General features: G+C 59.7%; 22 protein-coding genes. 7 read left to right on the top strand and 15 right to left on the bottom strand.

Features of this window, described 5'->3' with window-relative positions; all coding sequences use genetic code 11:
* Positions 1–32: 32 nt before the first annotated feature.
* Complete coding sequence (locus BLJAPNOD_RS34610; RefSeq protein ID WP_077499007.1) at positions 33–377, top strand: DUF2958 domain-containing protein; 345 nt, start codon at positions 33–35, stop codon at positions 375–377.
* 352 nt (positions 378–729) lie between these two features.
* Positions 730–876: a hypothetical protein gene (locus BLJAPNOD_RS35775; protein ID WP_171986780.1), complete on the top strand. Its 147-nt coding sequence runs from the start codon at positions 730–732 to the stop codon at positions 874–876.
* Positions 877–885: 9 nt separating this feature from the next.
* On the opposite strand, the gene traG is transcribed toward BLJAPNOD_RS35775, so the two are convergent.
* From traG to BLJAPNOD_RS34590, 3 genes are read right to left on the bottom strand one after another with little or no spacing between them, the layout of a single operon-like run.
* On the bottom strand, positions 886–2808 hold the full coding sequence (gene traG / locus BLJAPNOD_RS34600; protein WP_115423112.1) for a Ti-type conjugative transfer system protein TraG: 1923 nt from the start codon (positions 2806–2808) through the stop codon (positions 886–888).
* A gap of 18 nt (positions 2809–2826) precedes the next feature.
* Entirely contained in the window at positions 2827–3039 is a 213-nt protein-coding gene (locus BLJAPNOD_RS34595; RefSeq protein WP_115423111.1) for a conjugal transfer protein TraD, read from the bottom strand.
* A gap of 49 nt (positions 3040–3088) precedes the next feature.
* Entirely contained in the window at positions 3089–3334 is a 246-nt protein-coding gene (locus BLJAPNOD_RS34590; RefSeq protein ID WP_244611207.1) for a TraC family protein, read from the bottom strand.
* 164 nt (positions 3335–3498) lie between these two features.
* On the opposite strand from BLJAPNOD_RS34590, the gene traA reads away from it, so the two are divergent.
* On the top strand, positions 3499–8088 hold the full coding sequence (traA, locus tag BLJAPNOD_RS34585) for a Ti-type conjugative transfer relaxase TraA (protein ID WP_343215847.1): 4590 nt from the start codon (positions 3499–3501) through the stop codon (positions 8086–8088).
* A gap of 251 nt (positions 8089–8339) precedes the next feature.
* On the opposite strand, the gene BLJAPNOD_RS34580 is transcribed toward traA, so the two are convergent.
* Positions 8340–8582, bottom strand: coding sequence for a hypothetical protein (locus BLJAPNOD_RS34580; protein WP_077498997.1), 243 nt, complete (start codon positions 8580–8582; stop codon positions 8340–8342).
* A gap of 271 nt (positions 8583–8853) precedes the next feature.
* Between BLJAPNOD_RS34580 and BLJAPNOD_RS34575 the strand changes: the two genes are divergently transcribed.
* The gene (locus BLJAPNOD_RS34575; RefSeq protein ID WP_115423108.1) at positions 8854–10308 is read left to right on the top strand and encodes a TrkH family potassium uptake protein; all 1455 of its coding nucleotides are present in this window, start codon (positions 8854–8856) and stop codon (positions 10306–10308) included.
* A gap of 35 nt (positions 10309–10343) precedes the next feature.
* Here BLJAPNOD_RS34575 and BLJAPNOD_RS34570 read toward each other — a convergent pair whose 3' ends face one another.
* The 9 genes from BLJAPNOD_RS34570 to BLJAPNOD_RS34530 all read right to left on the bottom strand — a co-directional run bounded on the left by BLJAPNOD_RS34570 (position 10344) and on the right by BLJAPNOD_RS34530 (position 21735).
* Complete coding sequence (locus tag BLJAPNOD_RS34570; RefSeq protein WP_115423107.1) at positions 10344–12701, bottom strand: polysaccharide biosynthesis tyrosine autokinase; 2358 nt, start codon at positions 12699–12701, stop codon at positions 10344–10346.
* A 68-nt stretch (positions 12702–12769) separates the two neighbouring features.
* Positions 12770–13675 (bottom strand): UTP--glucose-1-phosphate uridylyltransferase, encoded by a 906-nt coding sequence (locus tag BLJAPNOD_RS34565; protein WP_115423105.1) that lies wholly within the window; start codon positions 13673–13675, stop codon positions 12770–12772.
* A 4-nt stretch (positions 13676–13679) separates the two neighbouring features.
* The gene (locus BLJAPNOD_RS34560) at positions 13680–14696 is read right to left on the bottom strand and encodes a glycosyltransferase family 2 protein (RefSeq protein ID WP_115423103.1); all 1017 of its coding nucleotides are present in this window, start codon (positions 14694–14696) and stop codon (positions 13680–13682) included.
* Complete coding sequence (locus BLJAPNOD_RS34555) at positions 14693–15640, bottom strand: glycosyltransferase family 2 protein (protein WP_115423102.1); 948 nt, start codon at positions 15638–15640, stop codon at positions 14693–14695. The genes BLJAPNOD_RS34560 and BLJAPNOD_RS34555 overlap by 4 nt, the downstream gene beginning before the upstream one ends.
* Complete coding sequence (locus tag BLJAPNOD_RS34550) at positions 15637–16635, bottom strand: glycosyltransferase family 2 protein (RefSeq protein WP_077498985.1); 999 nt, start codon at positions 16633–16635, stop codon at positions 15637–15639. Before BLJAPNOD_RS34550 ends, BLJAPNOD_RS34555 begins: the two co-directional genes overlap by 4 nt.
* Complete coding sequence (locus BLJAPNOD_RS34545) at positions 16632–17834, bottom strand: glycosyl transferase family 1 (protein WP_077499089.1); 1203 nt, start codon at positions 17832–17834, stop codon at positions 16632–16634. The genes BLJAPNOD_RS34550 and BLJAPNOD_RS34545 overlap by 4 nt, the downstream gene beginning before the upstream one ends.
* Positions 17835–17939: 105 nt before the next feature.
* Positions 17940–18728 carry a glycoside hydrolase family 16 protein gene (locus tag BLJAPNOD_RS34540; protein WP_077499087.1) on the bottom strand — a complete coding sequence of 263 codons (789 nt, stop codon included), beginning with the start codon at positions 18726–18728 and terminating at the stop codon, positions 17940–17942.
* On the bottom strand, positions 18725–19840 hold the full coding sequence (locus BLJAPNOD_RS34535) for an acyltransferase (RefSeq protein ID WP_115423100.1): 1116 nt from the start codon (positions 19838–19840) through the stop codon (positions 18725–18727). The genes BLJAPNOD_RS34540 and BLJAPNOD_RS34535 overlap by 4 nt, the downstream gene beginning before the upstream one ends.
* Before the next feature lie 410 nt (positions 19841–20250).
* Complete coding sequence (locus BLJAPNOD_RS34530) at positions 20251–21735, bottom strand: lipopolysaccharide biosynthesis protein (RefSeq protein ID WP_115423199.1); 1485 nt, start codon at positions 21733–21735, stop codon at positions 20251–20253.
* A 123-nt stretch (positions 21736–21858) separates the two neighbouring features.
* Here BLJAPNOD_RS34530 and BLJAPNOD_RS34525 point away from each other — a divergent pair, with 123 nt between their 5' ends.
* Both BLJAPNOD_RS34525 and BLJAPNOD_RS34520 read left to right on the top strand, forming a co-directional pair.
* Entirely contained in the window at positions 21859–22824 is a 966-nt protein-coding gene (locus BLJAPNOD_RS34525) for a glycosyltransferase family 2 protein (protein ID WP_077498981.1), read from the top strand.
* Positions 22825–22907: 83 nt separating this feature from the next.
* Entirely contained in the window at positions 22908–23858 is a 951-nt protein-coding gene (locus tag BLJAPNOD_RS34520; RefSeq protein ID WP_115423099.1) for a polysaccharide pyruvyl transferase family protein, read from the top strand.
* A gap of 45 nt (positions 23859–23903) precedes the next feature.
* Here BLJAPNOD_RS34520 and BLJAPNOD_RS34515 read toward each other — a convergent pair whose 3' ends face one another.
* Together BLJAPNOD_RS34515 and BLJAPNOD_RS34510 are read right to left on the bottom strand one after the other, a co-directional pair.
* Complete coding sequence (locus tag BLJAPNOD_RS34515) at positions 23904–24917, bottom strand: glycosyltransferase family 2 protein (RefSeq protein ID WP_115423198.1); 1014 nt, start codon at positions 24915–24917, stop codon at positions 23904–23906.
* A gap of 154 nt (positions 24918–25071) precedes the next feature.
* Positions 25072–25356 carry an exopolysaccharide production repressor protein gene (locus BLJAPNOD_RS34510; RefSeq protein ID WP_077498977.1) on the bottom strand — a complete coding sequence of 95 codons (285 nt, stop codon included), beginning with the start codon at positions 25354–25356 and terminating at the stop codon, positions 25072–25074.
* A 769-nt stretch (positions 25357–26125) separates the two neighbouring features.
* On the opposite strand from BLJAPNOD_RS34510, the gene BLJAPNOD_RS34505 reads away from it, so the two are divergent.
* Positions 26126–26806, top strand: a complete 681-nt coding sequence (locus tag BLJAPNOD_RS34505; RefSeq protein ID WP_077498975.1) for a sugar transferase — start codon at positions 26126–26128, stop codon at positions 26804–26806.
* The last annotated feature ends 9 nt before the right edge of the window (positions 26807–26815 follow it).

Genomic DNA, 26815 nt, shown 5'->3' with positions numbered 1-26815 from the left:
CTCCGTCCAACCCATCATCCTGGAGATTACCAATGCGTCTCATTACCGATGAAATCAGCACGTCCCTGATCACCAACGGTCAGCTCTTCCAACGCAATCCCGACTTCGATCCACATCCGGTCGTCAAGCTGTTTACGCCCGATGCCGCGGCCACCTGGTTGATCGCCTCTGCCGACCCTAAGGACCCGGATCTGCTCTTCGGGCTCTGCGACCTTGGCGTCGGGTTCCCCGAGCTCGGTTCCGTCCTTCTCTCGGAGATCCAATCGGTTCGCGGCCGCCTTGGCCTGCGCGTCGAACGGGACCTCACCTTTAAAGCGGACCGGCCAATTTCTGCCTATGCCAGAGCCGCGACTGCAGCCAGGCGGATTGTCGCCTAGCTGGGTAAATAGCCACAAGGGATCGTGGCTGTCAGGCTACGGTCCCGGTTTCTTTGTCATCATTGGCAAGATGCTACAACGTGAAGCGACAATCGCGTCACGTCAGAAGGCATCCAGCAAGTCGTCGGCATGAACTGGGTGGCATATCCAACCCACCCTGTCTGCTCAGAAACGTCAGCCTGCCATGAGGGGCCGGAACGCTTCAAGGCCGCACGGCCCCTCCAATTTTGCCGCAAGCGACAAAATCGGTTCCTCCGCGCGCCGGCTCCGCCGGTCGCGTGCCGCGAGCCTTGACCCCTTCCTGCCCCTCATGACCGACGGCGTCATCTTTCACAAATCAAAGGAGATTACGATGACGATCGAGCAGCACATCGACGAACTGCGCGCCGAACTGAAGAATTGCCCCGACGCAGAGGAGCGCCACCAGATCGAAGTCGAACTGGAAACGGCACAACAGGAACTCCTGCGTCTCAGCGCCGACGACCCACCTCCGGAATAGACGACATGTTCAAGTCGCCACTGCCTTGACGAACCGATTGGGTTCGACCGCCGCATTCATGTCGCTTCTGCGGAAATATATCGCCCGTCCGCAACGCAAAGGTCTATGACCCTGGACAATGATGATCTGCTCGTCCTTGCGCATCGACTGGATGATTTCGTGCGGCATAATCAGCGGCCTGCGCTGAAGACTGACACTTTCTGAACGCCTTGACGCTTTGTCGGAACTGCTCCCACCGATGTTGCGGGACCGCCCCTCGACTTCAACTGTCATTTCACCGCATTGAGCCGAAACATTGCGGGCCGTGTCGAGCGCCTTGATTGCCGCATAGGACGCAAACGCGCATCCATCGATCCAGGAGGTCGCGCCGTCACGGCCAAAGTGCTTTTCCAGCTGACCCACTGATTGATACATCAGCATGAGCGTTATGCCGTATTTCCGGCCGTAGTCACGAGCATCCTCGAGCACACGCATGTAGCCGAGCAGATCGACCTCATCGAGCATGAAGAGTGCGCGGCGATCGAAGGCCCCGTCGGCCTGGATCATGGCATTGATCAGTGACCCGACGATGACGCGCGCAATGCCCGGATAGCTGCGCAGGATCGAGGCTGGAATGTTCAGGAAGACGTCGATTCCGCCTTTGACGAAATCGCCCGATTTGAACGCTGTCCCGCAGACGAGTGCTGCATAGTCGTCGAGCGACAGCCATTGTGTATCCTTCGATGCGGTGGAATAGACGCCACTGAAGGTTTGTTCCGTCATATTGGTAAAGACGCCGAGCGTCTCGCGGACAAAGGCCGATTGCGATGTTTCCTGAATGTCGCGCAACATTGCCAGAACTGACGGTTCGGGCTCGGAAACGATTTGGCGCAGGCTGCGAAGATCGCGACGGCCGGCATAATCCGCAGACAGCATGACGTGCGCCAGCAAACCCGTCAGAAGATTGTGCGCCTGGTTCTGGAAATATGAACCCGTCGACGTTTCGATCCGCGCGCTTTCCGATAAAAGCATGTGAGCAACCGCGACGATATCCTCTTCTTTGGATCTCGAGGTTTCGATCCAGTCGAGAACATTGAAGCCCCAAGCAGGATTGGATGGCCCAAGTACGATACAGTTTCGATTGAGCTTCGATCGGCGATGGCCAACGACCATAGGCGCTACTTCGGTCGAGGGGTCGAGGCAAATCAGCGGTCCTGAATAGCGCAACGCTGTCGGAACAACGTTGCTCGTGGTTTTGTAACCGCCGGAGCCCGCGAAAAACAGCATATGAGTGGAATCGAAGTCCTGCCGAAATGTGAGCAGCGGCCCCTTGCCCCCTTTGCCCCACGTTGAACAGTCGTCCGGCCGAAAGGGGATACTGCGGATCGTGTCGAGGTCGACTCGATAGCGCTCGCCAATGACGATCTCGCCATCTGGTGGAAACCGAGCAGCAGCGGCAGACATCGACAGCCAATCAGCGTCGCCGAAGGTGCCCCGGCGGGCGCGCTTGACCGATCCTCCAACAACTATGGATAAACGGGCCGAGATCGCCACGATGGCAAAGCCGCCGGTTGCGCCTGCGACTGCATAGAGATCGAGGTAGGACAGGGCCGTTGCCCAGGTGATCACTCCGGACTGAACGAACGGGGACAGGCGGGCGTATTCCCGCACCGCGTAAAATACGCCAATGCAGAGAAACGTAGTGACGCTGACGAGCGCGATCGGTCTGCGCCGATGCAGAGGCAAGACAGCAACAGTAATGAGTCCTGAAATCGGCCCAAAGAAGAGGTTCGCGATCGGCGACGCACGCATAAACCAATTGGCATATTCGGGCGCAACGATCGTTGCCACGGTCGTCCACTTGTATGTTGTGATAAACAGTGTCCCGATGCTCACTGCAATCGGCACGAGTGCCAACAGGTTTATCGGGCTGAACCGCCGCTTCGCCGCCATCCCGCCCGCCCCCATTTCTTACGGCTTTATTCGTGCGCGGGCCTCCGCCCGAAAAGCCTGGGTGCCGAGAGCTGATAGCCGGTCATGCTCAACCGTACCGACGGGAATCTGGCTCGCCTGAATGAGTGCGCCGAGCAGGAACGCCCGATCGGCATTCTTTAGGCCTGCCTTGACGATTAATCCGCCAAGGATGGTCTTCTCGTGGATTTCGCGCTTGTGCCCTTGCGTCATCCTGCTTTGCCGCTTTCGTTCGAGAAATACGATCCGTTGATTGAGCCGTTTAAGCGGTCGGACCATCAGCCCGCCGGTGCCGCTCGCGAAATCGGGCAACGATCTCTGCCAAGATGGCGTCGAGTTCGCCGTCCGGGATGTCGAGTTCAGCCAAGCCGGCTTTCTGCGCCACCCGGGCGAAGCGCTCATTCGCTTTGATCAGCAGGTTCTTGCGTTTTGCCCGCAGTGTTTCAATCTGCGCGTCTATTTCAGAGATGGTTGTTTTTGCACGCACGTCTCGTCCTTTCTTCGTCACCATAAACCTCGATTATAGTGGTATAAATATAATAGTCAAATTCTGGATGATGAGGTAGGATTATCGGAATTGTGGATCACAAAGCCAGCCAACTCGGCCTAATGGCGCAATATACGTCGCAGTGGCGACTCGCTTAGAAGAGGATTTCTCCTGATTTGGCTATCATGTTTATGAGGGTGCAAGTGATCAGCCGGGGCGCCGGGCGCAGCATCATCTCTGCAGCTGCCTATCGTCATCGCACCAAGATGATGGACGAACAAATAGGTAAGGAGTTCCGCTACCATGGTGGGCGTGCGGAGATGGTGCATGAAGAGCTTGCTTTGCCCGACGCGACACCCTCATGGCTGAGGGCCGCAATAGATGGGCGCACGGTCGCCAGTGCGAGCAAAGTGCTCTGGAACGCGGTCGACCGTTATGAGACGCGCTGCGATGCGCAGCTTGCGCGCGAAATCATTCTAGCGCTTCCGGTGGAGTTAGGTCGCGAGCAGAACATAGAACTTGTGCGCGACTTCGTGCGGGAGAACCTCACATCGCGAGGAATGGTCGCCGATTGGGTTTATCACGACAAGGACGGCAACCCGCATATCCATATCATGGTAACGCTGCGCCCTTTGGCGGTGGAGGGGTTCGGGCCGAAGAAAGTCGCGATCATCGGTGAAGACGGCCAACCGGTACGCGTCAGCACGCCTGACCGACCTGAGGGAAAAATCGCTTATCGGCTATGGGCAGGCGACAAGGAGGTGCTGAAGAAGTGGAAGGTCGCCTGGGCGGAAACCGCAAGCCGCCATCTGGCGCTTGCCGGCCATGATTTCCACCTCGATGGTCGTTCCTACGATGAACAAGGACTTCGCGGTCTGGAGCAGCGGCATTTTGGTCCGAATCGTGCTGCGCTTGTTCGCAAAGGCATCGAAACTCACTTTTCACCGGCGGCATTGGCCAAGCGCTATGAGATTGCCGACCGGATCACGGATGATCCCGCTCTGTTGCTCAAGCAACTCGCCAACGAGCGATCGACCTTTAACGAGTGGGACATCGCCCGCGCAATTCATCGCCATATCGACGATCCGATTGTCTTTGCCAACGTACGCGCCAGACTTATGTCATCGGACGATCTCGTTTTACTGCAGCCACAGCGGCTAAATGGCGAAACCAGCAAAGTCGAGCAGCCGGCAGTATTTACTACGCGCGGTCTGGTGAAAACCGAGTATGAAATGGCACGCTTGGCAACTACGTTGTCGAAGATGACCGGCTTTGGTGTCTCAAGCACCAGCGTTGATGCCGGAGTTGCATCACCCGAACGCTCTGCCGCGGGTGTTCGGCTCGACGCAGAGCAAATCGTGGCCGTCCGGCATATTACCGCAGACGGCGCCATTGCCGCGGTCGTAGGTGTGGCCGGTGCCGGTAAATCGACATTGTTGAGTGCTGCCCGGACTGTCTGGGAAACAGAAGGGCGGTGTGTGGTCGGTGCGGCGCTCGCCGGCAAGGCTGCTGAAGGATTGGAGGAAAGCTCGGGCATTCGGGCTCGCACAATCGCCTCCTGGGAGCATTCTTGGAAGCGAGGAAACGACCTTCTCGAAAAAGGAGATGTCCTAATCGTTGACGAGGCCGGAATGGTGTCGTCACAACAGATGGCGAGTTTGCTGAAGTATATTGAGGAAGCGGGCGCAAAGGCGGTACTCGTTGGTGATCCTATGCAACTTCAGCCGATTCAGGCGGGCGCGGCTTTCCGGGCGATTGTTGAGCGCATCAGCTCTGTGGAACTGGCTGGTGTTCGACGGCAGACAGAGGACTGGGCGCGTGCTGCCTCCAAGCAATTTGCCCGTGGGGATGTGAAAGAGGCGCTTGCCGCTTATGGCGAACGCGGACATATCGTTAGCGCCGAGACTCGTCAGGCTGCCATCGAGCGAATTGTCGTAGACTGGACAACTGCACACCACGAATTGGTAGCGAAAGCGGCAGCCGAAGGTCGCCAGCTTCGTGGCAACGAATTGGCTGTGCTCGCGCATACCAATGACAACGTAAAGGTGCTGAACCGTTCTATTCGCGAAGTGCTTTCGACTGATGGATTTTTGTTGGACGGCAGGCCGTTCTTGACCGAGCGCGGTATGCGAGAGTTCGCGGTTGGCGACCGTATCATCTTTCTCGAGAATGCCCGGTTCGTTGAGCCACATGCCGCGAACCTCGGTGTTCAACACGTGAAGAACGGCATGCTGGGGACCGTTCGTCCGACGGTAGCCGGTAGGGAATCGGTGGCGCTCACCGTTCGGCTCGACAATGGACGCGATGTCGTTTTTGCCGAGAGTACCTATCGAAATGTCGATTACGGCTACGCCGCGACCATCCATAAAAGCCAAGGTTCGACTTTTGATCGCGCCTTCGTGCTGGCCACTGGCATGATGGACCAGCATTTGACGTACGTCGCGATGACCCGCCACCGTTGTCGCGCAGATCTGTATGCCGCGTCGGAGGATTTCCAGCGGAGACAGCCATACGAAAGACAGCCGCGTGCCGATTACACCTACGGCGTTACCGGCGAACTCGTCGAGACAGGTCTTGCAAAGTTTCGCGCACGCGAGGGTGTCGGTCCAAGTCCTTTTGCTGATCTGCGTCTGGAAGATGGAGTGACGCATCGCCTGTGGGGCGTCAGTCTACCGAAGGCACTAGAGGATAGCGGAGTGAAAGTCGGCGACGCCGTAATACTTCGAAGGGACGGAACCGAAAAGGTCACGATCAAGGTTGCGGTTATCGGTGAGGAACCTGCCAGAACGCGCTTCGAAGAGCGTGTGGTCGAGCGCAACGTCTGGACGGCGGAGTTGATTGAGAGGGCCGGGGATCGACAACGTCGGATTGCCAGGGAAAACCGTTTGCCGGCCCTGTTTCCTGAACTGGTTGAACGGCTCTCGCGTTCTGGCGGAAAAACGACCACGCTGGATTATGTGACTGAAGATACATATCGTTCACTTGTAGAAGACTTCGCGCAGCGCCGCGGAATTGAGGCTATTTTGCGCTCGGACCTGGTGAAGACAGCCATTAGTTCGCTGAGTTGGGTCTCCGATCAGCGCCGTCGTGTTGTCCAGCTATGGCAACGAGCCAACGTCGCGATTGAGCTCGCACCTGACCATTCCGAACGCATTAGATCAAGATGCGGTGCAGCCGAGCGGCAAACAATTGAGATAGATGCGGACGGTGATAGAGAATTGCTCTCGGCAACGATCTCGTTCTCGCGCCCACTCGTGGAGGATGCACGTCTCGCCCATCTCGCATCCCCGGCTTGGGCGGAGCGGGAAGCGATCATCATGCCTCTACTCAAGCGGATTTACCGCGATCCGGCGGTTGCGCTTGCGCGATTGAACGCGCAAACCTCGAATGCTGTCGGGGATCCGCAGCTGATCGCAGATGGGCTTGTTCGCTCGCCGAAAGAACTTGGGAACCTGCGTGGCGGCCAGAACCTTGTCGACGGCCAGGCTGCCCGGAAGGAGAGGGTTGCAGCACAATCAGCTTTGTCAGAGCTCGCGCTTTTGGCACGCGCCCATGCGGCGGAGTTTCGCAGACAAGAAGCGCGCTTTCTAAACGGCGAGCGAATGCGCAGAGCGTGTATGGGCTTCGCTATTCCGCCACTCTCCAAAAACGCGAGAGCGCGGCTTCTAGAGATCGAAGTAGCCGCGGACTGTGGGGGATATGAAGCCTATCGGTCCGCGTTCCGGATTGCCACTGAGGATCGCTCAATCGTCCATGAGGTCAAGGCCATCGATGAGGCCCTGACCCGTCGGTTCGGATGGCTTGCGTTTTCCGACAAGGCAGATGACTTCGCTAAGCGCAATGCGACGATACGCATGCCGGAAAACATGTCCGAGGAGAAGAGGGCGGAACTGACTGTGCTGTTTGAGGTCGTTAGACGCTTTGCAGCAGAGCAGCGCATAGTCGAGAAACGCGAGCGCGGTCAACTCATTGTGCCGGCAGCATTTGCTCCACAGTCTCCCGTCGCGCCCTTGCCAATATTGCCCGCTGTAACCGAATTCAAGAACTGCGTGGAGGACGAGGCGCGGCTGAGGGCCGTGCAAGCCGAGCATTACAGACAGGAGAAAGCGATGTTCGGCCGAGACGCGGTTCGGATCTGGCGTGATCCGGGTGCTGCGGTTGCGGCGATCGAAGGCATTCTAACGATGAAGGTTGATCCCGAACGCATTGTCAGTGCCGTTGTCACTGACCCCGCCGCCTATGGCACATTGCGTGGCTCTAATAGGATGTTGGATGGGCTCTTGGCAGCAGGACGAGAACGTCGGGTTGCATTGCAGGCCGTCAACACCGCTGCCGTCTGCATTCGTGCCATGGGACGCTCTTACGCCGCCGCGTACGAGGCTGAGTTGTTGGCTGTGAGCGCTGAACGAACCCGGATGTCCGTCGCTATTCCAGGGTTGACCAAAGAAGCTGAGAGAGAACTCCATCGCTTGACTGAACACAAGGCGAAGAACGCGAACCACCTAGTGCGGAGGGTTCGGGCGCTTAGTCCTGAGATCCGTGCCGAGTTCACAGCCGTCAGCAAGGCACTTAATGCACGGTTCGGACCGGGAGCACTCGCCCATAGCGCGAGAGGTGCGTGTAACTTGGTCCCGAAATCGCAAAGAGCGGCATTTGAGGCGATGCGCGATCACTTATACAGACTTCAGCGGGCCACTAGCGCCTACCAAGCAGAGGAGGCATGCGTCGTCCGGCAGCGCCGCGCGCTCGAACACCGCGCGCCCGCTATAGATTGAAGGAGTGTGTAAATTGGCCATTTAGGTCGATTTCCACATCGAGTTGAAAACTGTCTCTATGCCGACCCGCAATATTGCGGTTAAACGGCAGCCTCCCGCAACGGAGGCCCGAGCGGCCTAAAGACAAACCGCGTTCTGGCCCAAGGTCTAACAACGTCGGGCCATGTTGCTCTCGTGAAGCTCTCCATCGGCGAACGCACAAGCTTCGCGCCGATGCTGTCCGCCGCAGCCAAACTCAATGCCAACGATTGCTAGCGGCGCGCAACGCGGCTCGCCGCGGGCTCAAGCCCCTTGCCGCGATAGGCGACCGGGATGCCCAATGTCTCATGGGCCGTTGCCAGCGCCTCGAGCCAGGTCGCCAGTTCTGCCGGCACCTTTTCGTCGCCCGTTTCCATCGCCTCGATCCACGCCAGATTGCAATGGAGCGCGCTCGCGAGATTGATTGGGGTCCAGCGAAGGGCAAGTAGGCATTGGGTAAATCGTGCGGGGGTCATCTTTTACTCAGGATTGCGAGGGCGTCTGTTCAATGAGGCTTTACACGCAGAAATGAGTCAAGGTGATGACGTGTCGCACCACGATCACGTGATCACGCCTCCGGTCCACAGTGATTGTTGGAATGGTGCGACACTTGCCGGGATCGGCGCCGCGTGATGTCGAACTTGCGTTCGTCGGCGCTGCCCGGTAATGCCGATGATGATGGCCGGCGACCCCGACTCGCGCAGTGCGAGCGGAGCCCAGGACAGCCAAGACCGGGGCGATTGACCGTTGAATGCGACCATTTACCAGTCTGCCATCAACATTGCCGCAAAGGTCGGCCTCTATCTTTCGCTTGCAATGTTCATTCCGGCGCTCGTCGATCTTTATTATGGGCATCGCGACTGGAAGGTTTTCGCCGTTTCGGCCTGCCTGATGGGCAGCCTTTCGCTTGTCACAGCGGCGGCAACGCAGGGCGGGCCTCCGGTATTCAACCGGAAAATGGGCTTTCTGCTCGTCAACCTGCTGTGGCTCGTCGTCTCCTTCGTCGGTGCCGTTCCCTTCTGGCTTTCCTCGGTCAACCTCGATTTTGCCGAGGCGCTGTTCGAATCGGTGTCAGGCATCACCACGACGGGCTCCACTGTTATCGCCGGCCTGGACCATGCGCCGCCCGGTATCCTCGTCTGGCGCTCGCTGCTGCACTGGCTCGGCGGCATCGGGATTGTGGCGCTCGGGCTGTTCGTCATGCCGTATCTGCGCGTCGGCGGGCTGTCGTTCTTCAAGATGGAATCGTCCGACACAACCGAGAAGCCGTTCGCGCGCGTCGTCACCTTTACCCGCGCCTTTATCCTGATCTATATCGTCCTGACGGTGACCTGCGCGATCATATACGGCTATCTTGGCATGAGCCGCTTTGATGCGATCAACAATGCCATGTCGACGATCGCGACTGGGGGCTTTTCCACGCATGACGCCTCGCTCGGCTACTTCAACAGCCTGCCGATCATGTGGGTGGCGACCTTCTTCATGACGGTCAGCAGTCTGCCGTTCTCGGTGCTGATCATCTTCATCGTGCGCGGCCGGCTGGACACGCTGAAAGACCCTCAGATCATCGTGTTCCTGTCCTATCTAACGGTACTGGCGATCGCGGCCAGCCTTTACCAGCGCCTAGAAAACGGCATCGCCTTCCATGAAGCGCTGGCGCATTCGTTCTTCACCGTCTCGTCGATCCTGTCGACGACGGGCTTTGCCAGTGATGACTACATGCTGTGGGGGGATTTCATCGTAGCACTCGCCTTTGCGGCGACCTTCATGGGTGGATGTTCCGGTTCGACGGCCGGCGGCATGAAAGCCTATCGCTTCATCATCATCTTCAATTCCATTCGGGCAGGGCTCTTCAAGCTCATCTTCCCCAATGCCATCCACACGGTTCGCTATGGCAAGGCATTGGTTGATGCTGACGTGCAGCGCACCGTCTTCCTGTTCTTCACTGCCTATATGATTATCTGGGCCTTCGGCAGCCTTGCCATGGGTGCCTTCGGCTACGATCTTCTGACATCGGCGTCGGCGATCGCCACGGCTCTTTCAAACGTCGGTGCAGGGCTCGGCCCGATCATCGGGCCGGCCGGAAACTTCTCCACCTTGACCGATCCGGCGCTCTATCTCCTGTCGATCATGATGCTGCTGGGACGTCTTGAGATCCTGACCGTTCTGGTCGTTCTGACGCCGCTGTTCTGGAAGGAGTGATACAGGAGAGCCCAAGTCAATTGGGCTCTCGTCGTTCAGACTGGCTCGGCTTCGCGACGGGTCGCGGCGTTGTCGACGTAGTATTTCTCAAAACGGTGGCGATAGTGTTCGGCGGCGCCGAAATCGCTGTATTTCGCCAGTTCGCGCATGTCCGTCTTATTGAGGATCACGCCGAGGATCTTGGCGTTGATCTCAGGTTCGGCATGGAGCAGGTCGCGCACCAGCCTCGACGGCGTGCGGCCCCATTCGGCGACGAAGAGGAAGCCGTCGGCAAGCGGCGAAAACGCCTTGGCGTCGACGACAGGCGCGAGTGCTGCAAGGTCGACGATCACATAGTCGAAGGATTTGCGGGCGTTCTCGATCAGGTCCGCCATTGCCGGCGATGCGAGCAGGTCGTGGCTGTCATGTGGGTAGTGGTTGGTAGCCTCACCGCCGACCGGGAAGATCGCAAGCTTCGTCTGATGGTCGATCTTGATGCCGGCCGGCCACGACGTCTCTCCTGTCAGTGCTTCGACAAGTCCGGTCTTGGGTGCCGGGGTGATCATCTTGCTGAGGCCCGGTTTGCGGATATCCGCATCGATCAGCAACGTGCGCTTGCCGCTGGCGGCGAGCAAGGCGGCGAAATTGGCCGCAACGATCGACTTGCCTTCATCGGGAACCGCCGAGACGATGCCGACGACCCGGCAGGCGTTGCCATGCAGCATCTGGTCGCAGGCGAGCTTGGCGTTGCGGAACGTCTCTGTAAACGAGGACCGCGGCGCATCGAGCACGATGCGGCTGACGCGCTCGAAGGGGACCGGTTCTGGCGTCGGTTGCGGCGGCCCCTTGTCCTTCACCAATCTGGCGCGCATCTGGTCGGCTGCCGTCAGCGGGCGCGGGCCGATCAGCGGGACATAACCGAGCGACCGGTGCCCGAGGATCGAGCGCACGTCGCCTTCAAGCCGGAACGTCCGTTCACGGAACTCCTGAAACGCTGCAAAGGCGCCGCCTGCCATCATGCCGAGCACGGCCGAGAGTGCCAGGATCATCGTCTTCTTCGGGCTCGACGGCGAGACGGGTACGCCCGCTTCGGAAATCACCCGTGCCTTGGCGATCGGGAAAGAGCGCTGCTGTGCGGCCTGCTCGTAGCGACCGAGATAGGATTCATAGAGCGTCTTCAGAGCGGCAGACTTCTGCTCAAGTTCGCGCAGATGCACGAGCGAGCGGTTGGCATCGGAGTTTCGACCGGTGGTGCCCTCGATGTTTTCGCGCAGTGAGGCTTCACGTGAGCGGGCGACTTCGTATTCATTGCGATAGCTCGACGTCAGCTGCTGCAGTTCCTGGTAGATCTGGCGGCCGATGTCGATCTTCTCTGTCCTGAGCGAAACCGCCTGCGGATGATCGGCGCCAAAACTCTGCGCCACTTCCTGTTCGCGCTTGCCGACCGAAAGGTAGCGGGTCCTGAGGTCACGGATCACCGAATTATCGCCGTCCTTCGAAGAGATTGTGGCGTTGTCGACCGCTTTTTCCGGACCCTGTTCGACGATCGCCTGAAACTGCTTGTAGCGCGCAGAAGCTGTGGCGGTGTCGGCCTGGGCAATGATGAGCTGGCTGTTGAGGTCAGAGAGCTGCTGCTCCGACATCAGTTCGCCCCGCGCTGAAGTCAGCCCATTGTCGGTGCGGAATTGCTCGACCTCAAGGGAAGCGACCTGCGACCGTTGCCGGAGGTCGGCGAGACGCTCCTGCAGCCACACGGATGCCCGTTCTGTCGCCTCGAAGTTGGCGTTCAACTGGTCGGTCAGATAGGCGTCCGCATAGGCGCGCACCACTTGCGCTGCCAGTTGCGGATCGCTCGAACGGTAGGAAAGGGCAACGACCGAGCTTCGCGACACACGTTCGACCGCAAGGCCTTGCTGGATCAGCGCGGCTGCCTTCTGCCGCCGTCCGCTGCGCGCGGCCTCTTCTGAGACCTCAGGGCCTCCGCCAAAGACGCCGGTGATCGTCTTCATCCAATCCTTGACGACGCCGAAAGGCGAGCGCGGCGGATTGAGGATGGTGTCGTTATCGGCAAGGTTGATCTTGTCGACGACGCGCAGAGCCAGTTCACCCGACTTCAGGATTTCGACGGCGCTGGCTATCTGGGTATCGAGCAACTGGCTGTTTTGCGGCGAAGCCTCTTCTTCAGCGTATTTGGAGAGGTTCTCGTCGAGCAGGATCTGCGTCATCGAGGTATAGTTCGGCGTGGCAAAGAGCAGGTAGATGCCGCCAAGCACGACGAACAGGGCAACGAAAAGCCCGACTGTCTTGCCGCGGCGAACCACCACCGAAAAAAGCCGGTCGAGGTCGATGAAGCCATCGGATTCCTCGGCTTGTCGGGGCAAGACGCTACTGAACGGTAGACTTCTTTGTTTCATTGGGTCGCTCTGTCCGTTTCCATACAGTCAATCGGCCGGCGCCCTTGTTCAGAGCGCCGGAGCCGGGTTTATGCCGCGCGGATGCGGCCTTCGTGAGACAAAACCATGTCCCGGACGGATTCGTAGACCAGGTCGCCGATATCTTTCCGGGTCAAGGCGAAGGCGACATTCGCCTCGATGAACCCATGTTTGGAGCCGCAATCGAAGGTCCGGCCATCATAGGGATGGGCGTGGAACGCCTGATCCTTCGAAAGTTTCAGCATGCCGTCGGTCAGCTGGATCTCGTTGCCGGCGCCGCGCTGCTGGCGGGCGAGAATGCCGAAGATATCGGGCTGGAGAACGTAGCGGCCATTGAGATAGAAGTTGGACGGTGCTTCTCCTGCGCGTGGCTTTTCGACCATTTCGGTGACCTCGAAACCATGCGGAACACTCGCTCCCTTGCCGACGATGCCATATTTCGAGGCATCCTCGGGCGCGCATTGTTCGACGCCGACGACATTGCCGCCGGTTTGACGATAAAGGTCCATCAGGCCGGCCATGCAGCCGCGCGCACCATAGGAAAGCATGTCGGGAAGGAGCAGCGCGAAAGGCTCGTCGCCGATCAGGTCGCGCGCGCACCAGACGGCATGGCCGAGGCCCAGCGGCGCCTGCTGCCGGGTAAAGCTGACGGAGCCGGCTTTCGGCAGCATGCTCTCAAGCTCGGAAATCTGGGCGTTCTTGCCCGAGCGGGTCAGCGAGGAAATCAGTTCGGGCGTGTCGTCGAAGTGGTCTTCGATCGCCTGCTTGTTCCGGCTGGTGACGAAGACGATATGCTCGATGCCGGCTTCGCGGGCCTCATCGACAGCATATTGCACGACCGGGCGATCGACGATCGTCAGCATCTCTTTTGGCACTGCCTTGGTGGCGGGAAGGAAACGCGTGCCGTTGCCGGCAACCGGAATAACTGCTTTTCTGACAGTTCTGATACGGTCCATGGCATTATCCTTTTTTCGTTTGAGGGCTTTTGCCCGAGGTGGATCGTTCAGCCGCCACTGTCATTGTGGCGGGCTTCAAGCGCGACAGCGGCGCAACCAGGCGGCGCAGTCGCGCGGCGATCGGCATCCGGAGATGCCGCAGCGCGCGGGGGCTGGAGAGCGCCGTGGTGACGGCGCCGCGCAGCGATCTGGATTTGATGTGTTCAACGAGGGTCAGGAAGGCGCGCGCCTCTTGAAGGCTGCGGCTGCGCTTGCGCTGCATTGTCATTGCACCTGCGTTGACGGCGTGGGTGCTGAGGAAATCGGCATCGGCGGCGATCATCGCATCGACGTGGCGCAGTTCCAGCACGCGCGAAATCGAGCCTTCACGGATGTGGTAGCGGTAGCCAGCGGATGGATCGACGACGCATCGCCCGCCTTCGGCAAGGGCGGAGGCCAGCAGGATATAGTCCTCGCCGATGCGGATATCTTGCCTGAAGCGCAGTCGCTTCTCCTCGAGAAACCGTCGCTCGAAGGCCGGCTTCATGTAGCCGAAATTATAGGTCGAGCGGAAAAGGACGTTGGAGCCGATGAAGGCGGCAAGAGTGAGAACTGGCGTCCGTTCAAGCATGGAGTCGGCGAACATCCGCTCGCGCCGGCCATCGAGACTAAAGACCTCCAGATTGTCGACGGCGATATCGGCGCTTTCGCTGCGTGCCCTTGCGATCATTCGGGAAAGTCTTGCGGGCCGAACGGTATCGTCGGCATCTAGAATGGCGACCCAGTCGCCGCGCGCCGCGTCGAGGCCAGCATTGCGTGCGCCGCCCGGGCCACGATTTGCGGGAAGCCGGATAAGCCGGACACGTGGATCGGTCATCGCTTCGACGACAGCAGCGGTATCGTCGGGCGATGCATCGTCGACGACGATGACCTCGACTTCGACGCCTTCCTGGGCGAGCGCGCTGTCGATGGCGCGCGCGATCGTTTCGGCCGCCTTGTAGGCGGCGATGACAAAGCTGACGTCGGGATTGCTTTTCGTCATGGCGCTGCCACTTCCGAGGCGCCGTATTGCTCAAGTTCGCGTACGCCGAAGAGGCCGCTGACGACGCCGGCGTGCATGATGGCACGCAGCGCATAGCGCGAGCGGACCACCGGCGAGGCGACGAAAAGCAGGCTTGCGGTAACGCAGTACCCGGACTTGGCAGCCGCGCGAACGATTGCCGCTGCCTTGCCGCTGCCGGCCGTGGCTTGCGTCAACAGGCGGCCATGGGTCTGGCCCGAGCGAAAACGCCGTTTTGCCAGCCATTCGAAACTGGCGCGCTTTTCCGGCACGATCTCGTAGACGAGGGCATCCGGCGCATAGGCGAGGCGGCCGCCATCCTTGTGCATATGGGTGAAGAACTCAGTGTCCTCACCGCCGGTCTTGCCAAGCGCCAGATTGAAACGCCGGCCGGCGATGGAGGCGCTTTTGCGATCGAGCAGAACATTGCAGGTGTAGCCCGTCACGATCTGGCCGCTGACCCAGACCGGTCGCGTCGAATGAAAATCGCCGCGACGCATCCAGGAGGGCGCGTCTAGGTCGTACCCGGCGCGGACCGGACCGAGCACTGCTTCTGCTCCAGTAGCGATGGCTGTTTCGAGCAGGCGCACGAGCCAGTCGCGCGAGACGGTTTCGTCGTCGTCGACGAAGGCAAGGTAGTCGCCCGTGGCAGTGTCGAGGCAGGCGTTGCGCGCGACCGAGATGTTGCTTGCAGGACAATGCACATAGTCGATCTCGAAGGGAACCTCCGGCCGCAACGCGTCGACAAGCCCGGCAGCGCCTGGCTCGACGTCGTTGTCGGCGACGATGATCCTGATCGCCGTTCCTTCGGGTACCCTGATGGCCGCCAGAGAGCGCAGGGTTTCGGCAAGCTCGGGCCGGCGAAAGGTGCAGATCGCGATATCGACCCGAACATCCTCGGACTTTTCGGTAGCTGCCTCAATCATGGTGCGAACCGCCTGTTGCGAAGGTCGAGCAACTCGCGCCAGAACCCGGCCGACCAGGCGAAATGCATCACCATGGCCGAGATCGCAGCGAGCGGCCCGTACGGGTTTTTCTGCCCGAGTGCCATCCAGGCACCGTAGCCAATGCAGGCCGCGGCCCAGAGCACCACGGGGACTGCGGCAACCCAGTTGATAACGGCCAGCAAGGCGCCGATTGCCACCGGTGCGACCGCAAGCGGTAGCAATTGCCTGAGGCTCGGCACGACGCGGTGCTTCAGCACGTTGCGGGCGCGTCCTCGGCCATAGCTGAAATATTGTCGGAACAGCGGCCCGACCTTCGCTCTCGGGTAATAGACCATGCTCGTCCGGTCGGTCATCCAGATGCGGTAGCCGGCCTTGCGGAAGCGATAGTCGAACTCGGCATCTTCGTTGTGGCTGAAGCTTTCGTCGTAACCGCCGATTTCCTTGAAGGCTGCTATCCGCATCAGGGCGTGATGGCCGTGGTCGGCCCAATGGCTTGTGGCTCCGATCCGGTGTTTGGCGCCACCGTTTCCAAGTTTGGAATTCTGGGCGTATGCGGTTGCCTTCTGAAAGGGCGTGAAGCCGACGGTCTCCATGGCAACGACGACGGAGTCGGCGCCGGTGGCGATCACGTCTTCGACCAGCCGCTGGCAATAATCGTCAGGATAGGTGCCGTGCGCATCGATTCGGATCAGAAAATCGAAGGAGCCGCCAAATTCAGTGACCGCCAGATTGATCGCGGCACTCTGGATGCGTCTGGGATTATCGAGCATCAGGACGGCCGGATCGTTCTGTGCGAGCCGCGCCGCGATTTCGCGTGTACCATCGGTGCTGCCGCCGTCGGCAATCAGGATGACAGCGTTGAGCGGCTTGAGCGACGGACGAAGCTTGTCCACCAGGGTTTCGATATGGGCCGCCTCGTTGAGGCAGGGGATGACGATCAGGCTGCGCGTCGACGTGAGATCTGTTGTGTTCATGACAAACCACCTTCGTTTTGACGGACGTGGGAAAGGGGCGTTGCAGGCTCCGGAGCGGTCGGGGTGATTGCCGAAAGGCGCCTGACGAGGTTCTCGCAATCGTTGCGACCAAAGACCCAGGTGTCGGAATTGCAGGCGCGCACGCGATCAGACGCTTCGGCGTAGCTGCCAGCGTCGACGGCGCCGAGAAGTGAAACGAGATTGTCCGGCTCGGCTTCCTCGAGCAGAAAGCCGAGACCGCGGATTGCGAGAAAGCGCGCTGTCTCCGTCCCACGCATGGCGATCGGAACCCGACCGTAACGGCAGCCCTCGTAGAGGCGGTTCGGAAGCAGCCATCGAGAGTTCTGGCCTTCCTCGAAAAAATCGATCGCCCAGGTGAAGTCGACCTCGTCGTAGATGGCGCCGAGGTCCTCCGGGCTGCGGTACGGGCCGTGGAAGGTCATGTGCGGTTCATCTCGCACGAAGCCGTCGAAATCGTCGAATTCGGAATAGGCCGGCCGGCCGCGAAGGACGATTTCGAAGCGGCCGTCCATACGCCGGGAAAAGGCGGAAAGCAGGGCGAGTGATTTGCGGCAGCGCAGCGCACCGAACCAGCCGATCCGCCAGGGTCCGTCCGGTCGCGGTGTGGTGACTGTTGCAAGTGGCGGATCACCGCGCTCGCCAAGCTCAAGCACTTTGTTCTCAAGCAGCATGACCGGCGTCTCCAGCCCGGAGAGCGGGCGGAAATAATGCTCGACGAAGGCGGGCGAGCTGGTGATCAAAAGCCGCGCATTGCGCCCGAGGTAGGCTTCGCTGGCACGCACCGCACGCCCGGCCACATCGTCGCGCAGAAGTAGGCGGTGGATGTCGAGGCATTCATAGACGACAGGAACAGCGCCGCCAAACATGCCGACTGCCTTGTTGGCGACGGCGAGCATGTCGAGGTTACGTGCGATGATCACGTCGGGTCGGTCGACCGCACGCAACTTGGCCGACAGGGACAGACATGCCTTGGCGACCGCTGCGATCCGCTGGCCGAAGCGGCCATCGCGGGTCGTACCGAGTTCGATCGGGTCGATGCCCTCGATCGCCGCCAGCGCGTTTGCGCCCCGGCGAAAGCCAGCGAGTGTTACGCGTGCACCCCCCGTTTCCAGCATCAGGACACGACGGCGCACCGCGGGGTCAGCCAGATCCTGTGCCAGATAAAGTATCTTCAGCATGAAAACGTCCGTCTTTCTGCTCAGCCTGAGCCAAGCGTCATTCAAGAAATCGTGCATCGCGACATTGGAGGCGCGATGCACGGATGCGGCGGTGCTGTGGTGTCCTCAGTCCAGTTTGCAGGCGACGGATTCGGCGAACTGGCACTTGTCACCGGGCGCGGTGAAGGCGATCCGGTCGATCTGCAGCGCCGTCGGCCCCTTGTAATTGAAGGTGCCCATCCAATCGCTGAGCGTGTCGGTGCCCCACAGGCTGAAGAAGATCTTCTGCGCGTTGGTCGGGATCTTGGAGGGATCGGTCACCTCGTGGACCAGTTCGCCATTGACGTAGTAACGGATCCGCTCCTTCTCCCAGACGAAGGCGTAGTCGTTGAAGCCCTGATTGGCGCCGCCGGGCACGTCTGCGAGCTTTTCGTTACCGCCCTTGGCCGAGACATATTGGTTGAGCTGCACCTTGGCCGGGTTCTTGCCGAGCACCTCGAAGTCGATCTCGTCATGCGGCTTCTTGTCGGCGGGACCGATGTAAGTGAAGAAAGCCGAGTTCAGACCGGATCCGTCGGCTGCCTTGATGCGGGCTTCATAGGTGCCGTAGCCGAAGCGCTTGCGGGTCTGGACTTCACCGCAGGCATAGTTGCGCTCGCCCTTCTTGCCTTCCTCGAACTTGAGCTCAAGGATGCCGTCGACGACCACCGCCTGTTCCTTTGACCAGGTGCAGTTCTGGTGCGGGCCGTTGTTCCAGCCATCGGAGACATACCAGTGGGCAGTATCGAGCGTGTCGAAATTGTCGAGGAACGAGGTGCCGGCGGCGCCTTGCTGCGCGTATGCCGAGCCGGCAATGCCGGCGACGAGGATCGTGAGCAGGGCGAGGCGGTGAGGTCTGATCGATCTCATGGTCAGGTCCTTTGCTGAGAGGAGTAGTCGGAGCGATGTCCTGTGTCCGGGCGCGCATTGCCTCGGGAGGCGCCGGTGCGGCTGCCGGTCAGGACGGCGGTGAAACCCGGTGCGAGGCGCTTGGCAAAAGCATGCGCGGCAACGAGAAGCGCAATCGTGATGAAGGGGATCGCGAAGTAGAACAGGCGGTAGTCGGTGAAACCGGTACGGTTCCACACCATCCAGAAAGGAATGAGCAGGGGGTAGTGGGCACAGAAGATCCAGAAGCTGAGGCCGCCGGTGCGCGCCAGCCGTCCGGCGAACTTGGTGCGCATGAGAAGCGCCGAAACGGCCCAGGAACCGACGATGCCGGAAAGGGCCGTCAGGCTGCGCAGGATATCGACCCAGACTGGGAACTCAGGTCCCGTCTGGTAGAGAACGATCGACAACGCCACGGCAGCGGCGAGGAAGACGCCGGTGATCGATCGGGCATAGGGATCGAGCCGCTTCACGTCGATGCGGTGCAGGCTCAGATAGATGCCGGTTGAGAAGCCAAACAGGATCGATTTCTTCAGGAAGATGCCGTTCGGCAGCGGAAGCACGGCATAAGCAAGCAGCAGGCCAAGCGCTTGCAGCGGATAGCGCTTGATCAGCCAGGCGAGCACTGGCGAGAGCAGGATGCACAAAAGAAGATCGCGGAGAAAGTAAAGCGGGACATTGATCGGCAGACCCTCGAGCGCAAAAGCCAGGCTTAGCCATTCTCGCGGGCTGGCATTCACCACATCCGGAAGGTAGCCGGAGCCGATATTCTTGAGCTGCGCGAGATAGACGAGTGCCAGAAAGGAGAGGTTCCACAGAAGGAAGGGAAGCAACACCGTGCGCGCTTTGGTTCGAAGCGTCTTCCTGTAATCGAACGTCTCCAGACCGCGGCGGAACAGGAGGTAGCCGGAGATCGCGCTGAGGCATGGAACGCCGACGCGAAACAGGCTGTCGCCCAGAAACACGCGCAGCCAGTCCCAGAACCCATAGGTGCCGAGGAATGGGCTCGTCTGCGGATCATGCGGCACATGTACGAAGACGATGCCGGAGATCAGCACGATGCGCATCAGATTGATCCGCGAGGAAATGTTCGCGTCCATAGCCACGATATCCGTCACTCCTATCTGCCAGCGCCATTTTCGGCGCCGTTTCAACAGAGCAGACTAGAGCCCGCATCACTTAAGCTAGGGCAGGGGCGTGGCTGAAAATATGGCGCTGCAGCAAAAGAATCGGCCATGATTTGTTGCAATGCAGCATTCGCCACATTTCGAATTCACCGCAAATTGAAAGCGAATTGACTGCTGCAATCCTCAAAAGCGCACCGCTTGTCGAATGTTGCGCAACATGCTCATATTCTAATGAAGCGTATCCTTGGGTTGAGTTGTTGTCAGATAATTGCCAGCAAAAATGGCAGAATTTTTTTCGTTGACCATTGTCAATTCGAGGTTTTTTGCCTCCAACGGTGGGAATTGCGGCGAGTGTGAGGCACTGCGCAGTTCGCCAACCCCTATCATTCCGCAGGTTCTGGAGCCGGTGCCGCTGCGCCGCGCTGACGGACCATTTGCTGCAGCTTTACCAGCAGTTTGCGCTCCGTCAGGACCATCAGAATGAGGTAGATGACGCCGCCAATCGCAGCGCCGACGAGCACCTGCATGATGGCATTGGGAATGTGCGAACCGAAGCGCTCCAGGAACAAGCGCACCGCAAGCGCCATGGCAAAGGCTGCAAACATTGGTCTGGTCGAGACGAAGAAACCTCTGAAGAACGGCATGCCGTCAGCGCGAAAGACCACCCAGGAGTACCCGACGAGCGTCAGGACGTTGACGATGCAAAGGGAGATCATCGTCTCGATCAGCGAGCCGTTGATGGCGCCATAGGCGACGGCGCCGGTGGTGACGACCGCGCGGATCACCGCCCACCAGAACAGAACCGCCCCCTGGCCGATGCCCTTCAGATAGGGCACGTAGGTGCTGCAGGGGGTCAGAATACCCTTGGACAGCGCCAGGAGGCCAAGAACCGGCCATGCCGCTGCCCATTGGCTGCCGAAGAGCACGAGCATTGCTGGTTTAGCGAGCGCCCACAGCCCGAACATCATCGGCGCAAGCAGCACCGTCGTCACCTGCGTACTCAGCATGAGCGCCTGGGAGCGGCGCTGGCGATCTTCGCCCATGTGGCTGAAGGCGGGGAAAAGCACGCCCATGACGGCTGAAAGCACGATCTGGTTGGGAATGCTGGAAAAGCGGTTGGCGGCAGAATAGGCGCCGGCATCGGAAAGACCGAGATAGCGGGAGATGATCACCATCGGCGATTGGAAGGTAATGAAATTGGCGATTTCCGAGCCCATCATGCCGAGGCTGAAGCGGCTCAAGGCGAAGACGCGGCGAAACGAAAACACCAGCCTCGGCACATAACCGGAAACCGCATAGAGGCCCGCGAGCCGAATCAGCGCCGAAATGAACAATTGCCCGAGCAGCGACCAGACGCCGAAACCGGTAAGGGCCATGACGACGGCGACGAGTGCCCCGACCGTTTCCGAAATCATGCTCCAGGCCGCATCCTTGCTGAAATTCATTCGCCGGGCCAGAAGCGCATAGGCGACATCGCCGCCAAGCTGCAGCGGAATAAGCAGGCTCATGATCTGCAGAAGATAAGTGGCATCAGGCGCGCCGAGCAGCGTTGCGAGCGGCGCGGCAAAGACGAAAAGGCCAAGCGCCATAGCCATGGAAATGGCCAGATTCGCCCAGAAGGCCGAGTGAACGAGCTCCATTTCCTCGTCGCGCTGAATGATCAGCGCGGAGGCGAGGCCCGCGCCTCCGATCATCGCCAGAAACTGCACGACGGTGAGCGCGACGGCCACCGTTCCGAACTCTTCCGGCGTCAGGATGCGCGCAAGAATGGGCACGGTGACAAATTTCAGCCCGAATGTGCCTGTCTTTGAGAGCACGCTCCAGCCGACGTTGCGGGTGACGGATTTGACATTGACGGTTGAGGGCAAGGCGAACATCCCGTGAGCCCTTTGAAGCATGAGTGACAAAGGACAAGCAATAGATATACGGCCGCGACCCGGTGGGAGGTGACCACGCAAGACTCTTTGTAGAGAAACCGCAGGGGCGAAAAGATGGCAAAGCTTACGATTATTATCCCTTACTATCAGAAGGAGCCGGGCATTCTTCGGCGGGCGCTAAAGTCCGTCTTCGCCCAGACATTTCAGGACTTTCACGTCTTGGTTGTCGACGATCAGTCACCTTATCCTGTCGATGAGGAGCTGGCGCCGCTCAGCGAAATCATGCGCGAACGCATCACCGTTGTGCGCCAGGCCAACCAGGGGCCAGGCGGCGCACGCAACACCGGGCTCGACCATGTTCCTCATGATGCGGAATACGTGGCGTTCCTCGATTCCGACGACATCTGGACGCCAGATCACCTGAAGAACGCCTATCAAAGCCTGACGCGCTTCGGTGCCGATTGCTACTGGGCATCGATCTCGGGCGGCGATGCCTTCTACTATCACTTCGGCATTGCCGACCTCCTGAAGAGCGACACCTGCATCCGGTTGCAGGAGAGGCCGCTGGTGGTCGAAATTCCCGATCTGTCCCAGGCGATGCTGAGGAATTGGAGCTTCCTCCATCTGTCCTGCATGGTCATCGGGCGCGCGCTGTTCGAAAATATCCGCTTCGATGCGGCCTTGCGGCTGGCAGCCGAAGACGTGCTGTTCTTCTGCGACTGCGTGCTTGCGGCCAGGCGCGTGGTGCTTTGCGATGCGGCCGGTGCCGAGCGCGGCGAAGGCATCAACATCTTCCATTCGATCGACAACGATTCGCCGGAATTCTTGCAGCAGCAGTTCAACACTTTCGTGGCGCTTGAAACGCTCGAGAGCCGGTTTTCGCGCCGGCCGCAGGAAATCGCCTCGATTCGCTCCTATCAGCACACGGCTCGCCGACAGGCGTTGTGGAGCCAGGCGCGGCGGTTGCGTCGCAAGCAAGCCCCCCAGCTGAGGCTTCTGGCGCGCTGGGTGTGGCGCGATCCAAAATTGCTGCAAAGCGCCCTCCAACTGGCCGTCGGCAAACTATCACCGCAACGCTGATCGTAAAGACAGCATCCCTGAGGAGGGAACAGAGACGCCGCTTGCGGCGCCGGATACATCTCATTTGAGAGAAGGGACCGCTCATGAAGCCCTATTATTGGGAATCACATCACGGAAATTTCGGAGACGACCTCAATCTTTGGCTCTGGGATTTCCTCTTGCCTGGTTTCCGCGACAGCCATGACGACATCCTGCTCGTTGGCGTCGGGACGGTGCTTAACCGAGCGTTATTGCCCGACGGCATGCGAAAACTCGTGCTGGGCAGCGGCTTCGGCTACGGGACGTTGCCGGACATGCGCGACAAGACGGAATGGGATGTTCGCTGTGTGCGTGGCCCGCTGACGGCCGAGAAGGTCGGAGTTTCGCCCGAACTTGGCATCATCGATCCGGCGGTCATGGTTGCCGAGATGCCGGAATTCCGGAACCTGCCGAAGATCCACAAGCGCAGTTTCGTTCCCCATTGGGAAAGCGCGATCGCCGGCATGTGGCCGATCACCTGCGGCACGGTCGGTCTTCACTACATCGACCCGCGCGGCGAGGCAGGAGCCGTGATCCGGGAGATCGCCCAATCCGAGCTGATCGTGGCGGAATCGATGCACGGCGCAATCCTGGCCGATGCATTTCGCGTCCCGTGGGTAGCGGTCTCGACATCGGACAGCATCAACAGTTTCAAGTGGAATGACTGGGCGCAGACGGTCGGGGTCACCTATCGTCCGCGCCATGTCCCGGTTTCAAGCCGCGCTGAGGCGATGATCAAGGGGACCCGATTCTGGGGCATGGGATTCGAAGTGCAGGAGACTGATGGCGAAGACCCGAACCGGTGGCAGATCGACGGCGATCTGATCGTCGATGCGGCACCGCCGAGGCAGACCTTCCTGCGTGGTGCGGCCAAGCAGCTGTTGGCGGCGCCGTCGACGCTCGCATTGTGGCAGGCGGGCAGGGCCGAGCCGCAACTGAGCGAAGACCGTATCCTTGCCGAACGCAAGGCGAAGTTCCGCGACGTTCTCGATACGGTCCGTCGCGATTATCTCTAGAGGGAGAAATTCGACGGCGCCCCATGCGGGCGCCGTTGAAGGCGATCAGCTGGGTTCAGCGTAGGCCGGCAGCAGATAGCGCAGTCGACCCGAGTTGCCGCGTTCGGCAAGTGGCTCGGTCGGTCGCATACGCTCGGTCTTGTCGGCAAAGATACCACCGGCAACCGCGGGAACTGCGCTCGGCTTGCCGAGCAGATAGGTGATGGCGGCGATCGGGCCGCCTTCGCGTTTCAGGTCGAGAAAGCGCCGATGTTCGTAGCGCCCACGGATATGGCGTTCGTGCCGGCGGATGACATCGGCCGCCTTTGCGCTCAATCGATTGTTCGCGAGAATGACCCGGTCGGCCTCATAAAGCCTCTTCAGGTCCTCCGTGCGGTGACTGCCGCTCAGCGAATTTTCGCGCACGATCGCGGCGTAGCCGCAGCTATGGATGATCTTGTAGCGCGCGCATTTGGTAAGCGCCCGCAGGTAGAGGTCGTAGTCTTCACCCAGCCGAAGCTTCTCATTGTAGGAGAGTTGGTGGGCGGACAGAAATTCGCGCCGCATGAGCGGCTTGAGAAAACCGATCTCGCCGCGTCGGACCCCACGGCGTGAGATATTACCCTCGACGAATCCCGTCAGATCGAGAAGGCGTGGCTCCGGTTGGAACCGGCCGACGTCGGCCGCGGCGCTGGCGGCGGCCGCCTCGTCCATGAAGGCAATGTTGTCGGCAACGAAATCCCAGTCGGGCACATCGAGAAGTCGGGCGAGCCTGCCGGGCAGAAAGAAATCGTCGGCATCGAGGATGGCGAGGATCGGCGAGCGGCTGATTGCGATCGCGTGGTTGCGCGCTGCAGCCGGGCCGCGATTGTTCTCGAAGCGCACGATGTTCAACCGCCCTGTATCATCGGCAGCCGATAAGGCAGACGACGCGGTGCCGTCGGTCGAGCCGTCGTCGATGACGACGACCTCGGCGGTTTCAGGCTCGGCAAGCGCCGAAGCGACGGCCCTTGCAATCGTTTCGGCGGCATTTTTTGCGGCGATGATGACACAGACGTCCATCGTTGCAGCTGCGGTCATTGTGGCCTCCAGCGTTACGTCGGGCATGGCCGGCATCGCTGTTGCTTCGCTGGCTCGCCGCAAGATGCAACAGGATCGTGTCGCAACCGCGTCAAAACGTTGACATTTTTGTCGCTGGTATCATTAGCCGCGAGCGGAAGCCGCCTTGGGCGCGTCAGGGATTGAAGTGGCCCGGCCTGTTCAAGCGCCCGGTCGAAACCTTGCCGGCCTGCTTTTCTTCTGTCGCCGTGCGTGCGTTCTCGGCCGCCTGCCGGTCGCGTTCGCGCGCCTTCTTCCACACAAGGAAGACGACGGCCAGGAAATAGCCAACCTGCATCAGCACCGCGCAGATCAAGGTCTGGATCAGGGTCGAGGTCAGGGAACCGTTCAGCAGGTAAGTGACGATGCCAAAGACCGTCAAGGCGCCAATCATGCTCGCAAAGACGCGGGGTGCGAACATCGCGCTACCTAGCTTTCGGATCTGTTGTTGGTGTCTCCATCGGAGCCAAGGCCCTTCCCACCACAGAGTTTCAATATATTGGCGGTTACGCCCCGGTTCAACCGACAATAGCCGCACATGCAATATAAGCCGCTATAGCCCCCAAAATGTTTATGTCGCCTTTAGAACAGGCCGGCGCCAATCAAATTCCGTTGATTTGGCTTTCGGGACAGGCCGAAGGAATCGATTTGTGCCGGCCGAATTGAGGCTGGCCACGAGCGGACCGAGCGTCCCGTTTTCCACCCACTGTGGTTTCGCCTTGTTTCGTTCGTCTCGGGGTTGGCCTTCGATCTGCTGTCACTATCAACTTTTGTTACAAGATTCGCGTCGGTGGTGGCTTCGTGCGTGCAATGCAAAAAATTGCTGCACTGCAAGATGCGTCGACAAAAATGAGGGATTTCAATTTACGGAGAGGCCAAATCTTCCGATGCAAGACGAAAGCAAACATCCTGATATCAAGGTAAGGTCGATTATTTCATGAGTAATTTCGATCCATCCGGAAATTACATCGACATCTTCAGGAATACACTTAATCTCCCATGAATAGATGATCTTCGTTCTCGAGGAAATATTACATATTCGCAATCGATGATATACGTCTGCGGGAGGTGCGCGCGGTGCCGGTCATCTTTTCGCCTTTAAAAAGCAAATCCTAACCATACACTCATTCTTGGATACGAGTGCGCCCCAAGGGGACCGACCAATCGCCAACGTAAATGGAGTCTTCTCTATGAAGTCTGCGACTCGATCGGCCAATTCGCCGTTTTTCAGTACCGCAGAGTCGGGAGCATATCGTCCGGTAGGAGGAATTTCGAAGCGTGGCTTCGACGTCTTTACCGCTTCGCTGGCTCTTGTCTTTCTCAGTCCGCTTTTCCTGCTCTTGATGATGCTCGTCAAGTTTTCAGACGGCGGATCCGTTTTCTACGGCCACCGCCGTATCGGCCATAACGGCCGCTCATTCCGCTGCCTGAAGTTCCGCACGATGCGGGCTGACGGCGATCGCCTCTTGCAGGATCACCTCCGCAACAATCCCGCCGCCTACGAGGAGTGGAGAGCGACACGCAAACTACAGGAAGACCCGCGGGTGACTGTGGTCGGCAGCGTGCTGCGCAAGCTCAGCCTCGACGAACTGCCGCAGTTGATCAACATCATCCGCGGTGAAATGAGCATCGTCGGCCCGCGACCTGTCGTGGAAGACGAACTCGAGCTCTATGACGCTGCAGCCGTCTTCTATCTGCAATCCCGCCCAGGCCTGACGGGCCTTTGGCAGATCAGCGGCAGGAATGACGTTTCCTATGCAACACGCGTCGCCTTCGACACGCACTATGTGCAGAATTGGTCGCTGATCCGCGACGTCTCCATCGTCTTCAAGACGATCCCCGCAGTCTGCTTTTCTCGCGGCAGCTACTGACGAACGCTG

Source organism: Ensifer sp. M14 (assembly GCF_003355565.1).
Taxonomy (GTDB): Bacteria; Pseudomonadota; Alphaproteobacteria; order Rhizobiales; family Rhizobiaceae; genus Ensifer.
This window is presented reverse-complemented; position numbering and strand designations above follow the sequence as displayed.

Excerpts from the sequence above, each read along its gene's own strand:
- BLJAPNOD_RS34510 (WP_077498977.1), bottom strand. The coding sequence starts at position 25,356 with ATGTTCGCACCCCGCGTCTTTGCGAGCATGATTGGCGCCTTGACGGTC.
- traG (WP_115423112.1), bottom strand. The coding sequence starts at position 2,808 with ATGGCGGCGAAGCGGCGGTTCAGCCCGATAAACCTGTTGGCACTCGTG.
- BLJAPNOD_RS34565 (WP_115423105.1), bottom strand. The coding sequence starts at position 13,675 with ATGGACCGTATCAGAACTGTCAGAAAAGCAGTTATTCCGGTTGCCGGC.
- BLJAPNOD_RS34525 (WP_077498981.1), top strand. The coding sequence starts at position 21,859 with ATGGCAAAGCTTACGATTATTATCCCTTACTATCAGAAGGAGCCGGGC.
- BLJAPNOD_RS34560 (WP_115423103.1), bottom strand. The coding sequence starts at position 14,696 with ATGACGAAAAGCAATCCCGACGTCAGCTTTGTCATCGCCGCCTACAAG.
- BLJAPNOD_RS34505 (WP_077498975.1), top strand. The coding sequence starts at position 26,126 with ATGAAGTCTGCGACTCGATCGGCCAATTCGCCGTTTTTCAGTACCGCA.
- BLJAPNOD_RS34580 (WP_077498997.1), bottom strand. The coding sequence starts at position 8,582 with ATGACCCCCGCACGATTTACCCAATGCCTACTTGCCCTTCGCTGGACC.
- BLJAPNOD_RS34595 (WP_115423111.1), bottom strand. The coding sequence starts at position 3,039 with ATGACGCAAGGGCACAAGCGCGAAATCCACGAGAAGACCATCCTTGGC.
- BLJAPNOD_RS34555 (WP_115423102.1), bottom strand. The coding sequence starts at position 15,640 with ATGATTGAGGCAGCTACCGAAAAGTCCGAGGATGTTCGGGTCGATATC.
- BLJAPNOD_RS34610 (WP_077499007.1), top strand. The coding sequence starts at position 33 with ATGCGTCTCATTACCGATGAAATCAGCACGTCCCTGATCACCAACGGT.
- BLJAPNOD_RS34520 (WP_115423099.1), top strand. The coding sequence starts at position 22,908 with ATGAAGCCCTATTATTGGGAATCACATCACGGAAATTTCGGAGACGAC.
- BLJAPNOD_RS34515 (WP_115423198.1), bottom strand. The coding sequence starts at position 24,917 with ATGACCGCAGCTGCAACGATGGACGTCTGTGTCATCATCGCCGCAAAA.
- BLJAPNOD_RS34545 (WP_077499089.1), bottom strand. The coding sequence starts at position 17,834 with ATGCTGAAGATACTTTATCTGGCACAGGATCTGGCTGACCCCGCGGTG.
- BLJAPNOD_RS35775 (WP_171986780.1), top strand. The coding sequence starts at position 730 with ATGACGATCGAGCAGCACATCGACGAACTGCGCGCCGAACTGAAGAAT.
- BLJAPNOD_RS34535 (WP_115423100.1), bottom strand. The coding sequence starts at position 19,840 with ATGGACGCGAACATTTCCTCGCGGATCAATCTGATGCGCATCGTGCTG.
- BLJAPNOD_RS34550 (WP_077498985.1), bottom strand. The coding sequence starts at position 16,635 with ATGAACACAACAGATCTCACGTCGACGCGCAGCCTGATCGTCATCCCC.
- traA (WP_343215847.1), top strand. The coding sequence starts at position 3,499 with ATGTTTATGAGGGTGCAAGTGATCAGCCGGGGCGCCGGGCGCAGCATC.
- BLJAPNOD_RS34570 (WP_115423107.1), bottom strand. The coding sequence starts at position 12,701 with ATGAAACAAAGAAGTCTACCGTTCAGTAGCGTCTTGCCCCGACAAGCC.